This window comes from Pseudomonas extremaustralis (assembly GCF_900102035.1).
Classification (GTDB): Bacteria; Pseudomonadota; Gammaproteobacteria; order Pseudomonadales; family Pseudomonadaceae; genus Aquipseudomonas; species Aquipseudomonas extremaustralis.
In genome coordinates this window covers 5,173,499-5,186,145 of the sequence record NZ_LT629689.1, presented here as the reverse complement: position 1 = coordinate 5,186,145, position 12,647 = coordinate 5,173,499, and the positions used below count along the sequence as shown (strand labels likewise).

Here is a 12,647-nt window from a genome sequence, read left to right as displayed (position 1 = left end):
AACCCAATGGAAGACACCGACCTGCAAGCGCTGATGGCCAGACTCGAATTGCTAATTACTCGGGTCGAGCAACTTAAGAGTCAAAACGGACTCCTATTAGCTCAGGAAAAGACCTGGCGCGAGGAACGCGCTCACCTCATTGAAAAAAACGAAATCGCCCGGCGTAAGGTCGAATCGATGATTTCGCGCCTGAAGGCCCTGGAGCAAGACTCATGAGTTCAAGCAATAGCGTCACCGTGCAGATCCTCGACAAAGAATATTCGATCATCTGCCCCCCGGAAGAGCGCAACAACCTGGTGAGCGCCGCCCGCTACCTCGATGGCAAGATGCGTGAAATCCGCAGCAGCGGCAAAGTGATCGGCGCCGATCGCATCGCCGTGATGGCCGCCCTGAATATCACCCACGATCTGCTGCATAAGCAGGAACGCCCTGACGTGCAGGCCAGCGGCTCGACGCGCGAGCAAGTGCGCGACCTGCTGGAACGCGTCGACCTGGTTCTCTCCAGCGATTCAGACACACCCAAAGGCTGATTGCCGCCAAGGTTTAAGGTATACTCGCCGCACTCCCTGGCGTGCTTGCCAGTCGGCGATGTCCCGGAGCCGATTCGCACTACCCTGGAAGTTGCACGTTGGGCTGGTGTGCATGTCCGCTAGACGGAAAGCCTTAAAGCCTACTGCATCTTCCACCTTGAACTTTCGGGTTCAAGGGCTGAGTCGACAGCGGCTCTGTCGGGGAGCCTGAATTCCAAACTCAATGCCAGTCTCAAGGACTGGCATTGTTTTATGAGCCGAAAAGCCATGACCGAACCTGCGCCGCTTTCCCGTCCGCAACTTCGACGCATGTTGCGCAACGCTCGACGCGCCCTCACGCCGAGTGAGCAGCGCCAGGCCGCCCTTGGCCTGTATCGACAACTGGCACAGCATCCGCTGTTTCGCCGGGCCAAACATATCGCTTTGTATCTACCGACGGACGGTGAAATCGATCCGCGCCTGCTGCTGCGCGCAGCGCAGCGCCGGGGCAAGGCCACTTACCTGCCGGTGCTCAGCGCCTGGCCGCGGACCAAGATGGTGTTCCAGCGCGTGCTGCCCGCAGAAAAGCTGCGGCCCAACCGTTTTCGCATTCTGGAGCCACGCGTGACCGTCAGCCGGCAACGCAAGGTATGGGCACTGGACCTGGTATTGCTGCCATTGGTGGGGTTCGATGAGGCGGGTGGTCGCCTGGGCATGGGCGGTGGCTTCTACGACCGCAGCCTGGCGTACCTGGCGCGCCGCCAACGCTGGCGCAAGCCGACGCTATTGGGCCTGGCCCATGAGTGTCAGAAAGTCGAACGGCTGGTACAGGCGAGCTGGGATGTGCCGTTGGCGGGCACCGTTACTGACAAGAGATGGTATACCGCACAGACGCCACTGGAATCAGCGGCGCCTTGAAGAAGGGTCAACGCTTGAACGGTTGTGGCGGCTTCTGGGCCAGCTCCACCGGGGCATCTGTCTTGTTCGACCACAGGCTTTGCGCATACCCGGTGGTGACCACACCCAGACCAAACAAAATCACCAGAATCCATAGTAAATCCGGTTTACGTTGCATCGATTGCCCCCCTTCAGGCACCTCGTACACGATGACAACAACGTTCCAAAGTAGTCCGTTGCAGCTGCGTCAAGCTTAAAATCCCGGCATTCTGCGTTAACGTGAACCAACACGCAAACCTTGGCGCCAACCGACTGTCGGTTTGTCATCCAATTGCCGCACAACTTGCCAAACCCCATTTTCAGGAGCCCGACAATGGCCTACTGGCTGATGAAATCCGAACCGGACGAACTCTCGATCAAAGGTCTGGAAAAGCTCGGTGAAGCCCGCTGGGACGGGGTGCGCAACTACCAGGCGCGCAATTTCCTGCGCGCCATGGCCGTCGGCGATGAGTTCTTCTTCTATCACTCCAGTTGCCCCGAGCCGGGCATTGCCGGCATCGGCAAAATCGTCGAGGCCGCCTACCCGGACCCCACCGCACTGGAACCGGACAGCCACTATTTCGACGCCAAGGCCAGCCCGGAGAAGAACCCGTGGAGTGCCATCAATGTGGCGCACGTCCAGACCTTCCCCAAGGTGCTGGGTCTGGGCTATCTGAAACAGCAAGCCGCCCTCGCCGAGTTGCCGCTGGTGCAAAAAGGCAGCCGCCTTTCCGTGATGGCCGTCACGCCGCAGCAATGGGCCGCCATCCTTCATTTGCTTTAACTGACCGGTATCAAAGCCCTCTCCGGGGAAACAGATCACACTCATCCGCTAATGCCGCAGGAAGCAGTCATGTCCACGAACCGCCATCTGTCCCGCTTTTTTGCCATCGCACTGCTCGCCCTATTGCTGGGGGCTGGCGCCTTCGGTTACTGGCGCTCCACCCAGGACCGTCTGCCCGAAGGCTTGAGCATGGGCAACGGCCGACTGGAGTCCACTGAAGTGCAGATCGCCGCCAAGATCCCTGGCCGCCTGGCCGAAGTGCGGGTAGATGAAGGCGACAAGGTGCTTAAAGGCCAACTGCTGGCGCGCATGGACACCCGCACCCTGGAAGCCCAGCGTGCCCAGGCCGAAGCCGAAGTGCTGCGCGCCAGGGAAAACCTCGCCGCCGCCGAGGCCACCGTGCAACTGCGCCAGAGCGAACAATTGCTGGCCAATCAAGAACTCAAGCGCACCCAGGAGTTGTACAAGCGCGGCTTTGCCAGCAGCCAATTGATCGACCAGCAGCAGTCCCGCCAGAGCACCGGCAATGCGGCGGTGGTCGCGGCCCAGGCCCAGGTCAATTCGGTGAAGGCTGCCATCGGCGCGGCCCAGGCCCAGGTGGCCCAGCTCACCAGCGAAATCGACGACAGCAGCCTGCGCGCGCCGATCGACGGCATCATCCAGCTGCGCCTGGCCGAGCCCGGCGAAGTGCTCGGCGCTGGCGGTCGCGTGCTGCTGCTGATCGACCCCGAGGATCAATACATGAACCTCTACCTGCCCGCCTCGGTGACCGGCGCCCTGACCGTCGGCAGCGATGCGCGCATCCTCCTCGACGCGCTCCCCGGCCAATCGCTGCCGGCCAAAATCAGCTTTGTCGCGGCCAAATCCCAGTTCACCCCCAAGGAAGTGGAAACCCGCGATGAACGCCAGAAGCTGGTATTCCGCGTCAAGCTGCGCCTGACCCAACCCAGCGCCGTGCCCCAGGCCAAACCGGGCATGCCCGGCGCCGGCTATGTGCGCACGGCTGACATCGACTGGCCGGCCAACCTGCAATGAGCGGCCTGGCGCTGCACGCCACGGGCATCCAGCACCGCTACGGCAAGCAACAGGCACTGATCGACATCGCCTTCAGCCTGCCCGCCGGCACGCGCTGCGGGCTGATCGGCCCGGATGGCGCCGGCAAGTCGAGCCTGCTGGGACTGATCGCCGGGGTCAAAAAACTGCAGGACGGCCAGCTGGAGGTGCTCGGCGGCTCCATCGCCGACCGCCACCACCGCAACAGCCTGTACCCGCGCATCGCCTTCATGCCCCAAGGCCTAGGCGGCAACCTGTACCCCGAGCTGTCCATCAGCGAAAACATCCGCTTCTTCGCGACGCTGTTCGGCCTGTCCAAAGCCGATTGCGACCAGCGCATGCACAACCTGCTGCTGGCCACCGACCTCGAACGCTTCGCCGACCGCCCGGCCGGCAAACTCTCTGGCGGGATGAAACAGAAGCTCGGCCTGTGCTGCGCGCTGATCCACGAACCGGACCTGCTGATCCTCGACGAACCCACCACCGGCGTCGACCCGCTGTCGCGCCGGCGCTTCTGGGAACTGGTCGAAACCGTGCGCAGCGAGCGCCCGCAACTGACGCTGCTGGTGGCCACGGCCTACATGGAAGAAGCCGAGCAATTCGAACATTGCCTGATGCTCGACCGTGGCAAGCTGATCGCCGATGGCCTCAGCCACGAACTGGCCGCCGCCACCCCCAGCGGCAAACTGGATGAAGCGTTCACCCACTTCCAGGGCGACAGCGGCCATGACAACCAGCCGCTGGTGATTCCACCCAGGACAAACGCCAACAACGATATCGCCATCGAAGCCCACGACCTGACCCTGCGCTTCGGCGATTTCACCGCGGTGAACAAGGTCAGCTTTGCCATCGGTCGCGGCGAGATTTTCGGCTTCCTCGGCTCCAACGGCTGCGGCAAGACCACCACCATGAAAGTCCTCACCGGACTGATGCCCGCCACCGAAGGCAGCGCCACGCTGCTGGGCAACCCGGTGGACGCCAAGGACCTCGCCACCCGCAAGCGGGTGGGCTTCATGTCGCAAAGCTTCTCGCTGTATGGCGAACTCAGCGTGCGCCAGAACCTGGTGCTGCACGCGCAACTGTTCGACTTGCCCAAGGACGACAGCGCTAAGCGCATCGATGAGCTGATCCAACGCTTCGACCTCGACCATGTGGCCGAGCAGCCGTCCGGCGAACTGCCCCTTGGCCTGCGCCAGCGCCTGTCCTTGGCCGTGGCGGTGCTGCATCGCCCGGAAGTGTTGATCCTCGATGAGCCAACCTCGGGCGTCGACCCGGCGGCGCGGGATGATTTCTGGCGGCTGCTGATCGAGTTGTCCCGCGAACAAGGGGTGACGATCTTCCTGTCCACCCACTTCATGAACGAAGCCCAGCGCTGCGACCGCATTTCCCTGATGCACGCCGGCAAGGTACTGGCCTGCGATACACCCGACGCGCTGCAACAGCAGTTCCACGGCGACACCCTGGAAGCCGCGTTCGTCACCTGCCTGGAACAGGCCCAGGGCGAACCCGAACCCAGCGCGCCGGCCCAAACCGTCAGCGAAACCGCCGCACCGCCCGCGAGCAGGCGCGGGTTCAGTCTGCCGCGCCTGATGGCCGTGGCCAGCCGTGAAGGCAAGGAATTGCTGCGCGACAAGGTGCGCATGGCCTTTGCCCTGCTCGGGGCGATGTTCATGATGGTGATCTTCGGCTACGGCATTTCCCTGGACGTGGAAAACCTCGCCTTCGCCGTCTACGACCAGGACCAGACCCCACAAAGCCGCGCCTACCTGGAAGCCTTTCGCAGTTCGCGTTACTTCGCCGAACAAGCCCCGATCCAGGATGCCAGCGAACTGCACCGGCGCCTGCAACGCTCGGAAATCAAACTGGCCCTGGAAATCCCGCCCGGTTTCGGCCGCGACCTGTATGCCGGCCGTCAACCCACGGTGGCCGCTTGGCTCGACGGCGGCATGCCGTTTCGCGCAGAAACCAGCCGCAACTATGTGGAAGCCGTACACCAGGCCAACCTTGAGCAACTGGCCGAGCTGAGCAGCGCGCCCGCGAACAACCAGGCTGCGGCCAAGCTGGAAACACGCTTTCGCTATAACCAGGATGTGGTCAGCGTAAATGCCATCGGCCCGGGCGTGATGGCGCTGATCCTCGCCTTTATCCCGGCGATGCTCACCGCCTTGGGCATCGTGCGCGAAAAAGAGCTGGGGTCGATCACCAACTTCTACGCCACCCCCCTGACCCGCCTGGAGTTCCTGCTGGGCAAACAGGCGCCGTACCTGGCAGTGAGCCTGATCAACCTGGCCGTACTGGTGGCCATGAACCGCTGGCTGTTCGGCGTCCCGTTCAAGGGCAGCGCCCTGACCCTGGCGTTCGGCGGCCTGTTGTACGTGCTGGCGACCACCAGCATGGGCCTGCTGATTTCCGCGTTCACCCGCACCCAGATCGCGGCGATCCTCGGCACCATGATCATCACCAGCCTGCCGACCATCCAGTTCTCCGGGCTGATCGTGCCGCGCTCGTCCCTGGAAGGCGCTGCTGCAGTAATGGGCACGCTGTTTCCCGCCGGGCACTTCCTGGATATTGCCGTGGGCACCTTCACCAAGGCCCTGGACCTGCGCCAGCTGTGGCCGCAATGCCTGGCGCTGTTCGGATTTTTCGTCGGGTTCACCGGGCTCAGTCTGATCATGCTCAAGAAACAGGAGGTCTGATGCACAAGTTCGCTCATATCCTGCGCCTGGGCCTCAAGGAACTCACCAGCCTGCGCCACGACAGCGTGTTGCTGCTGTTCCTGTTCTACGCCTTCACCGTGGCGATCTATATGCCTGCCGCCGGTTCGGTGATCGGCGTGCACAATGCCAGCGTGGCGTTTGTCGATGAAGATCACAGCGCGCTCTCGCGGCAGATGGCCGAAGCGCTGCTGCCCCCCGAGTTTCAGACGCCAGTGCCGTTGGCCTACGATCAGTTGGACAAGGTCATGGACAGCGGCGAGTACACGTTCGTGATCAACGTGCCGGCGAACTTCCAGGCCGACCTGCTGGCAGGGCGTCAGCCGGGCGTGCAGGTGAATGTCGATGCCACGGCAATGAGCCAGGCGTTCATGGGCGCGGGCTACATCGGGCGGATTTTCCAGCAGGAACTGCTGACCTACAGCGGGCAAGCCAATGCCGCCAGTCAGGCGCCCGCCCTGCTCACGTCCAGGGCGCTGTTCAACAGTAACCTGGAGGGCGGCTGGTTCCTGGCGGTGATCCAGATCGTCAACAACATCACCATCCTCGCCATCGTACTCACCGGCACCGCGTTGCTGCGCGAGCGCGAACACGGCACCCTCGACCACCTGCTGGTACTGCCGCTGACCGCGCTGGAAATCATGCTGGCGAAAATCTGGAGCAACATGCTGGTGGTGGTGCTGTGTACCTGGCTGTCGCTGGAGGTGGTGGTCAAGTGGATGCTCGGCGTGCCGTTGGCCGGGTCGCTGGTCTTGTTCCTGTTTGTGACGGCGCTGTACCTGTTTGCCAGCACCGCGCTGGGCATCTTCCTCGCCACCCTCGCGCGCTCGACGCCGCAGTTCGGCTTGCTGGCGATCCCGGTGATCATCCCGATGCTGCTGCTTTCAGGCGGCAGTACGCCGTTGGACAGCATGCCCGAATGGTTGCAGTGGGTGATGCAGGTCTCGCCGTCGACACACTTTGTAAGCCTGAGCGCGGCGATTCTGTTCCGGGATGCGGGAGTCAGCGTGGTGTGGCCGGACATGCTGGCGCTGGCGGGGATTGGTTTGCTGTTCTTTGCGGTGGCGCTGGCGCGGTTCAGGAAGAGCCTGGCTTCCTGAAACCGCGTGCCGCCGACGGTAGGAACGAGCTTGCTTGCGAAGCACTCAAGGACACCGCGTCAAATCAGAAAGTACGCGTTATCGTTGACGATTTTCGCGAGCAAGCTTGCTCCTACTGGACAATCAGGTTGTTGAACAACAGATCTTCCACCATCGGCTTGCCCGTCTCGTCGCTCATCACTTGCTGGGTTTGCTTCAGGGCTTCCTGGCGCAGCTTTTCCTTGCCTTCGACGGTGCTCATGGTCTCGCTGGTCTGCTGGTTGAACAACGCCACCAACTGGTTACGAATCAGCGCGTCATTGGCTTTGACTGCTGCGGCCGCTTCGGTGCCGGTCACGCGCAGGGCGATGTCGGCCTTGTATACCTTGAGTTTCGCCGTGCCATCCAGGCCATAGTTGCCCACGAACGGCGGGCTCAGGCTGATATAGCTGACCTTCGGCGCCTCGCCTTCTTTCGCTTCTTTCGCCTCTTGGGCCTGGGCCGCCATCGGCAAGGTCAGGGCCAGCATCAACAGAATCCACGCTTTCACAGTTCATTCCTCACATTCGGTTGCCCGGTAGCATAACGCTAGCAACGCAGAGCACAAGCTTATGGCGACTTATCAGGCCGGGACATGCTCATTGACCCTCGGACATACCCTCCTACACTTATCGGCCACGACGCCCAAAGGAATAGTCCGATGAAAGCTGTGCTGTGCAAAGCCTTCGGCCCTGCCGAAACCCTGGTGCTGGAAGAAATCGCCAGCCCGGCGATCAAGAAAAACGAAATCCTGCTGGACGTGCATGCCGCCGGGGTGAACTTCCCGGACACGCTGATCATCGAGGGCAAATACCAGTTCAAGCCGCCCTTCCCGTTCTCGCCGGGCGGCGAAGCGGCGGGCGTGGTCAGCGAAGTAGGGGAAAAGGTCAGTCACTTGAAAGTCGGCGACCGGGTCATGGCGCTCACCGGCTGGGGCAGCTTTGCCGAACAGGTCGCCGTGCCGGGCTATAACGTGCTGCCGATCCCGCCGAGCATGGACTTCAACACCGCCGCCGCGTTCAGCATGACCTACGGCACGTCCATGCATGCGCTGAAACAACGGGCCAACCTGCAACCCGGTGAAACCCTGCTGGTGCTCGGCGCTTCCGGGGGGGTGGGCCTGGCTGCCGTGGAAATCGGCAAGGCCATGGGCGCGCGGGTGATCGCCGCCGCCAGCAGTACCGAGAAACTGGCGGTGGCCAAGGCGGCCGGTGCCGATGAGTTGATCAACTACAGCGAAACCAGCCTGAAGGACGAGATCAAACGCCTGACCGACGGCAACGGCGCCGACGTGATCTACGACCCGGTGGGCGGCGACCTGTTCGACCAGGCCATCCGCGCCATCGCCTGGAACGGCCGCCTGCTGGTGGTGGGCTTTGCCAGCGGACGCATTCCCGAGCTGCCGGTGAACCTGGCGCTGCTCAAGGGCGCGGCGGTGGTCGGGGTGTTCTGGGGCTCGTTTGCCCAGCGCCAGCCGCAGGATAATGGGGCGAATTTCCAACAACTGTTCACGTGGTACGCCGAGGGCAAGCTCAAGCCGTTAGTGTCGCAGGTATACCCACTCGATCAGGCCGCCCAGGCGATTAATGACCTGGGCCAGCGCAAGGCGGTTGGCAAAGTCGTCGTCCAGACCCGCTAACGCCATCATGCTGAGCAATCCTTGGCACAACGCTTGAGCCGCGCCTCCAGGTTTTTATCTGGCATGGCGTGGCTGCGCAGGGCCTTGACGGTCTGCTCGACATAATCACGCGTGGTGCCATAACGCCCGCACGCACTTTGCAGTACATGGTTAAGCACGATGTCAGGCAAGTTGCCCGCGTAGCTGGGCAAGTGCCGCTCCAGGACAAACCCTAAAGCCTGCACCTGGCTGCCATCTTCAAGACGACAGCTGAGCCAGTGCGGCCGGTAGGAGGGGTAAGGCATCTCGCGCTGCCACAGGGCATAAAGCGAGGCCTCCAGTTGATCTTCCGGCAAGCGGTAGGCAAACCCGCTGCAGGATCCGCCGCGATCCAAGCCAAAGACCAGCCCCGGCAATTCCGGCGTGCCTCGGTGTTCATGGGACCACAGGTACAAGCCACGGTGATAACCATGAACCCGGGCCCGCACCCGCTCGGTCGACGAACATTCAGGGCGCCAGATCAACGAACCATATGCAAATAGCCACACTGGCCCACCCTTATGCCGCGCCATGGTGGCCTGCATCGAGCTCATCAACTGTTCGTGAGTGAGTTGCGGCCCCAGATCGAGCCGCGGAGGGTAAGCCAACTGCAAAAGATCGGATTCAATGGCGGTCATGGCGAAAAGCGGAGTGCCCCCTTTGTGTTACCAGTTGTAAGCAACTTTACCGTAATAAAACGCGCGGCTGTTACCGTACGGCGAAAAAGCTCCCCTGAACGGTACACCCGATCGTCAGGATCCGAGACAGCAATCCCGTTACTTTCAGCCCCGGTTCAGACTGGGTGCACACCAACTCTTCAAAATAGTTCCCCTATCACGACCCACCTAGCCGCCCCTCAAACCGACTAATCGAGGTCACCTCCATGAAAAAAATTCGACTGACTGGCCTGCTGCTACTGGTACAGGCCACCACTGCTCTGGCGGCCGAAGCGCTGCCTGCCGACGATGACAAAGGCTTCTGGTATGCGCAGACCAGCGTCTACACCCGGCACTTCTCACCAGACCCCGAGCACAACAATCATCAGGATTTACTCGGCCTGGAGCGCAATGAGGCGTCAGGCCTGGTGTATGGCGGGGCGACGTTTCGCAACTCGTTCAGCCAGCGCGCCTACTACGTCTATGCAGGCAAACGCTATGACATGCGCGACTATCCGGTGTATTTGAAACTGACAGGCGGGGCGATCCAGGGGTATCGCGGCAAGTACCGCGACAAGATCCCCTTGAACCGTTTCGGCGTGGCGCCGGTGATCATTCCGTCAGTGGGCACCCATTACGGGCCGGTCGCGGCGGAACTGGTGCTGCTGGGGTTCAATGCGGCAATGGTGACGACCGGCGTGCGTTTTTAAGGGCGCGGTGCATAGGCAAACACGTCGGCACGCATCTGGTGCGCATCCATGCCGGCGTCGACCAGCGCATCCAGCGTGCCGTAGATCATCGCCGGCGAGCCGCTGGCGTAGACGTGCACGCCCTTGAGATCGGCAATGTCTTCGCACACGGCTTCATGCAGTAACCCGCAACGCCCATCCCAACCGCACAGGTCGCTGACGACTTTGTGCAAGAACAGGTTGGGCAGTTTCAACCATTGATCCCACTCTTGGATCTCGTAGAAATCCTCAGGACGACGCACGCCCCAATACAAGTGCACCGGGTGTTTGAAGCCGGAGGCACGGCAATGCTCGATCAGGCTGTGCATCTGCGCCATGCCGGTGCCGGCGGCGATCAGCACCAGCGGCCCGTCCGGCAGCTCGGCCAGGTGGGTGTCACCAAACGGCAGCTCGATGCGCGCCATGCGGTTGCGCTGCAATTGCTCCAGCAGGGTGCGCGCGCTGTCCTCGCGGACCAGCACATGCAGCTCCAATTCACGCCCGCAATGGGGCGCCGACGCCAGGGAAAACGCCGACTTCTCGCCGTTCTCCCGCTCGATCATCAGGTATTGCCCGGCGTGGTAACGCACTGCCTTGCCGGCCGGGGCGAGCAGGCGCACACGCCAGACATCGCCACCGACTTCCACGCATTCACTCACTTGGCACGACAACTTGCGCAACGGCAACTCTCCCGGCGCCAGCACGCCATCCCACAACACCACACAATCTTCCAGCGGTTCGGCGATACAGGTGTAGAACTCACCGTGATCGCGCACTTCGCCGGCTTGCTGCACCCGGCCTTCCACCAGCAAAGCCGCACACACATGACACACGCCATTGCGGCACGCCTGAGGGCAGTCGTAGCCCAGGCGCCGCGCGCCTTCGAGGATTCGCTCGCCGGGGACCAGCTCCAGTACGGCGCCGGAAGGTTGCAGGGTTAAACGCATCAATCTATTCCCAATTCTTTCCACATCGCATCGACACGTGCCGTCACGGCTTCGTCCTTGACGATCACCCGACCCCACTCGCGGGTGGTTTCACCCGGCCATTTGTGGGTGGCATCCAGGCCCATCTTCGAACCCAGGCCCGACACCGGCGAAGCGAAGTCGAGGTAGTCGATCGGCGTATTGTCGATCATCACCGTATCGCGCTTGGGGTCCATGCGCGTGGTGATGGCCCAGATCACGTCGTTCCAGTCGCGGGCATTGATGTCATCGTCGGTGACAATAACGAACTTGGTGTACATGAACTGTCGCAAAAACGACCACACGCCGAGCATGACCCGCTTGGCATGGCCTGGGTACGACTTCTTCATGGTCACGATGGCCATGCGGTACGAGCAGCCTTCGGGCGGCAGGTAGAAGTCGGTGATTTCCGGGAATTGCTTCTGCAGGATCGGCACGAACACTTCGTTGAGCGCCACGCCGAGAATCGCTGGCTCATCCGGCGGACGGCCGGTGTAGGTGCTGTGATAGATCGGCTTGATCCGATGGGTGATGCGTTCGACGGTGAACACCGGGAAGCTGTCGACTTCGTTGTAGTAGCCGGTGTGGTCGCCGTATGGGCCTTCGTCGGCCATTTCACCGGGGTGAATCACGCCTTCGAGGATAATTTCGGCGGTGGCCGGCACCTGCAGGTCGTTGCCACGGCACTTCACCAGTTCGGTGCGATTGCCGCGCAACAGACCGGCGAAGGCATATTCGGACAGGCTGTCAGGCACTGGGGTCACGGCGCCAAGGATGGTGGCCGGATCGGCGCCCAGGGCCACGGAGACCGGGAATGGCTTGCCGGGATGCTTCTCGCACCACTCACGGAAGTCCAGGGCGCCGCCACGGTGGCTCAGCCAACGCATGATCACCTTGTTGCGGCCGATCACTTGCTGACGGTAGATGCCGAGGTTCTGGCGCTCCTTGTTCGGGCCCTTGGTGACGGTCAGGCCCCAAGTAATCAGCGGGCCGACATCGCCGGGCCAGCAGGTCTGCACCGGAAGCATGCCCAGGTCGACGTCATCGCCTTCGATGACCACTTTCTGGCATACCGCGTCCTTGACCACCTTGGGCGCCATGGCAATGATCTTGCGGAAGATCGGCAGCTTCGACCAGGCGTCCTTCAAGCCCTTGGGTGGCTCTGGCTCCTTGAGGAATGCCAGCAACTTGCCGATCTCGCGCAATTCGCTGACCGACTCGGCGCCCATGCCAAAGGCCACGCGATCGGGGGTGCCGAACAGGTTGCCGAGCACCGGGATATCAAAACCGGTCGGGTTCTCGAACAGCAGCGCCGGGCCCTTGGCGCGCAGGGTACGATCGCAAATCTCAGTCATTTCCAGCACCGGGGACACCGGCACCTGGATACGTTTCAACTCTCCGCGCTGCTCAAGTTGCTGCACGAAATCCCGAAGATCCTTGAATTTCATTAACCATGCCACCCGTAAAATAGGCGTACATCCTACCTGCTCTGAGGGCGGCTGGCAGCTTATCGCGGTGCATTTGGCT

At 62.0% G+C, this 12,647-nt stretch carries 14 protein-coding genes and 1 other RNA gene; 10 read left to right on the top strand and 5 right to left on the bottom strand.

The window, feature by feature from the left end; genetic code table 11:
* The first annotated feature begins 6 nt into the window (after positions 1-6).
* The 4 genes from BLR63_RS23830 (at position 7) to BLR63_RS23815 (ending at position 1,427) form a co-directional block, all read left to right on the top strand.
* Positions 7-216 (top strand): TIGR02449 family protein, encoded by a 210-nt coding sequence (locus BLR63_RS23830; protein ID WP_007982902.1) that lies wholly within the window; start codon positions 7-9, stop codon positions 214-216.
* Positions 213-530 (top strand): cell division protein ZapA, encoded by a 318-nt coding sequence (locus BLR63_RS23825; RefSeq protein ID WP_010564491.1) that lies wholly within the window; start codon positions 213-215, stop codon positions 528-530. The genes BLR63_RS23830 and BLR63_RS23825 overlap by 4 nt, the downstream gene beginning before the upstream one ends.
* A 30-nt stretch (positions 531-560) precedes the next feature.
* A non-coding RNA gene (gene ssrS / locus BLR63_RS23820) (6S RNA) lies at positions 561-739 on the top strand.
* Between the two features lie 58 nt (positions 740-797).
* The gene (locus BLR63_RS23815; RefSeq protein WP_042946694.1) at positions 798-1,427 is read left to right on the top strand and encodes a 5-formyltetrahydrofolate cyclo-ligase; all 630 of its coding nucleotides are present in this window, start codon (positions 798-800) and stop codon (positions 1,425-1,427) included.
* A gap of 7 nt (positions 1,428-1,434) precedes the next feature.
* Here BLR63_RS23815 and BLR63_RS31570 read toward each other — a convergent pair whose 3' ends face one another.
* Positions 1,435-1,584, bottom strand: a complete 150-nt coding sequence (locus BLR63_RS31570; protein WP_010564493.1) for a hypothetical protein — start codon at positions 1,582-1,584, stop codon at positions 1,435-1,437.
* Positions 1,585-1,779: 195 nt separating this feature from the next.
* On the opposite strand from BLR63_RS31570, the gene BLR63_RS23810 reads away from it, so the two are divergent.
* From BLR63_RS23810 to BLR63_RS23795, 4 genes are all read left to right on the top strand, one after another.
* Positions 1,780-2,229 carry an EVE domain-containing protein gene (locus tag BLR63_RS23810; RefSeq protein ID WP_010564494.1) on the top strand — a complete coding sequence of 150 codons (450 nt, stop codon included), beginning with the start codon at positions 1,780-1,782 and terminating at the stop codon, positions 2,227-2,229.
* A 69-nt stretch (positions 2,230-2,298) separates the two neighbouring features.
* A complete protein-coding gene (locus BLR63_RS23805) occupies positions 2,299-3,264 on the top strand; it encodes an HlyD family secretion protein (protein WP_010564495.1) in 966 nt (321 codons plus the stop codon).
* Positions 3,261-5,978, top strand: coding sequence for a ribosome-associated ATPase/putative transporter RbbA (rbbA, locus tag BLR63_RS23800; protein WP_010564496.1), 2,718 nt, complete (start codon positions 3,261-3,263; stop codon positions 5,976-5,978). Before BLR63_RS23805 ends, rbbA begins: the two co-directional genes overlap by 4 nt.
* Positions 5,978-7,096, top strand: coding sequence for an ABC transporter permease (locus BLR63_RS23795; RefSeq protein WP_010564497.1), 1,119 nt, complete (start codon positions 5,978-5,980; stop codon positions 7,094-7,096). Before rbbA ends, BLR63_RS23795 begins: the two co-directional genes overlap by 1 nt.
* Before the next feature lie 112 nt (positions 7,097-7,208).
* On the opposite strand, the gene BLR63_RS23790 is transcribed toward BLR63_RS23795, so the two are convergent.
* Positions 7,209-7,625, bottom strand: coding sequence for a flagellar basal body-associated protein FliL (locus tag BLR63_RS23790; protein ID WP_010564498.1), 417 nt, complete (start codon positions 7,623-7,625; stop codon positions 7,209-7,211).
* 150 nt (positions 7,626-7,775) lie between these two features.
* Here BLR63_RS23790 and BLR63_RS23785 point away from each other — a divergent pair, with 150 nt between their 5' ends.
* The gene (locus BLR63_RS23785) at positions 7,776-8,753 is read left to right on the top strand and encodes an NADPH:quinone oxidoreductase family protein (protein WP_010564499.1); all 978 of its coding nucleotides are present in this window, start codon (positions 7,776-7,778) and stop codon (positions 8,751-8,753) included.
* A 5-nt stretch (positions 8,754-8,758) separates the two neighbouring features.
* Here the strand turns inward: BLR63_RS23785 and BLR63_RS23780 are convergent, their stop codons facing one another.
* Positions 8,759-9,409: a gamma-glutamylcyclotransferase gene (locus tag BLR63_RS23780; protein WP_010564500.1), complete on the bottom strand. Its 651-nt coding sequence runs from the start codon at positions 9,407-9,409 to the stop codon at positions 8,759-8,761.
* Positions 9,410-9,654: 245 nt separating this feature from the next.
* Between BLR63_RS23780 and BLR63_RS23775 the strand changes: the two genes are divergently transcribed.
* The gene (locus BLR63_RS23775; RefSeq protein ID WP_010564501.1) at positions 9,655-10,137 is read left to right on the top strand and encodes a hypothetical protein; all 483 of its coding nucleotides are present in this window, start codon (positions 9,655-9,657) and stop codon (positions 10,135-10,137) included.
* Here BLR63_RS23775 and BLR63_RS23770 read toward each other — a convergent pair.
* Together BLR63_RS23770 and ubiD are read right to left on the bottom strand one after the other, a co-directional pair.
* Positions 10,134-11,102: a CDP-6-deoxy-delta-3,4-glucoseen reductase gene (locus tag BLR63_RS23770; protein WP_010564502.1), complete on the bottom strand. Its 969-nt coding sequence runs from the start codon at positions 11,100-11,102 to the stop codon at positions 10,134-10,136. The two genes, BLR63_RS23775 and BLR63_RS23770, sit on opposite strands and share 4 nt — an antisense overlap.
* A complete protein-coding gene (ubiD, locus tag BLR63_RS23765; protein ID WP_010564503.1) occupies positions 11,102-12,568 on the bottom strand; it encodes a 4-hydroxy-3-polyprenylbenzoate decarboxylase in 1,467 nt (488 codons plus the stop codon). The genes BLR63_RS23770 and ubiD overlap by 1 nt, the downstream gene beginning before the upstream one ends.
* Positions 12,569-12,647: the final 79 nt, after the last annotated feature.

Coding starts and splice junctions, on each gene's coding strand:
- rbbA (WP_010564496.1), top strand. CDS start 3,261: ATGAGCGGCCTGGCGCTGCACGCCACGGGCATCCAGCACCGCTACGGC.
- BLR63_RS23795 (WP_010564497.1), top strand. CDS start 5,978: ATGCACAAGTTCGCTCATATCCTGCGCCTGGGCCTCAAGGAACTCACC.
- BLR63_RS23775 (WP_010564501.1), top strand. CDS start 9,655: ATGAAAAAAATTCGACTGACTGGCCTGCTGCTACTGGTACAGGCCACC.
- BLR63_RS23815 (WP_042946694.1), top strand. CDS start 798: ATGACCGAACCTGCGCCGCTTTCCCGTCCGCAACTTCGACGCATGTTG.
- BLR63_RS23825 (WP_010564491.1), top strand. CDS start 213: ATGAGTTCAAGCAATAGCGTCACCGTGCAGATCCTCGACAAAGAATAT.
- BLR63_RS23805 (WP_010564495.1), top strand. CDS start 2,299: ATGTCCACGAACCGCCATCTGTCCCGCTTTTTTGCCATCGCACTGCTC.
- BLR63_RS23830 (WP_007982902.1), top strand. CDS start 7: ATGGAAGACACCGACCTGCAAGCGCTGATGGCCAGACTCGAATTGCTA.
- BLR63_RS31570 (WP_010564493.1), bottom strand. CDS start 1,584: ATGCAACGTAAACCGGATTTACTATGGATTCTGGTGATTTTGTTTGGT.
- BLR63_RS23780 (WP_010564500.1), bottom strand. CDS start 9,409: ATGACCGCCATTGAATCCGATCTTTTGCAGTTGGCTTACCCTCCGCGG.
- ubiD (WP_010564503.1), bottom strand. CDS start 12,568: ATGAAATTCAAGGATCTTCGGGATTTCGTGCAGCAACTTGAGCAGCGC.
- BLR63_RS23810 (WP_010564494.1), top strand. CDS start 1,780: ATGGCCTACTGGCTGATGAAATCCGAACCGGACGAACTCTCGATCAAA.
- BLR63_RS23785 (WP_010564499.1), top strand. CDS start 7,776: ATGAAAGCTGTGCTGTGCAAAGCCTTCGGCCCTGCCGAAACCCTGGTG.
- BLR63_RS23770 (WP_010564502.1), bottom strand. CDS start 11,102: ATGCGTTTAACCCTGCAACCTTCCGGCGCCGTACTGGAGCTGGTCCCC.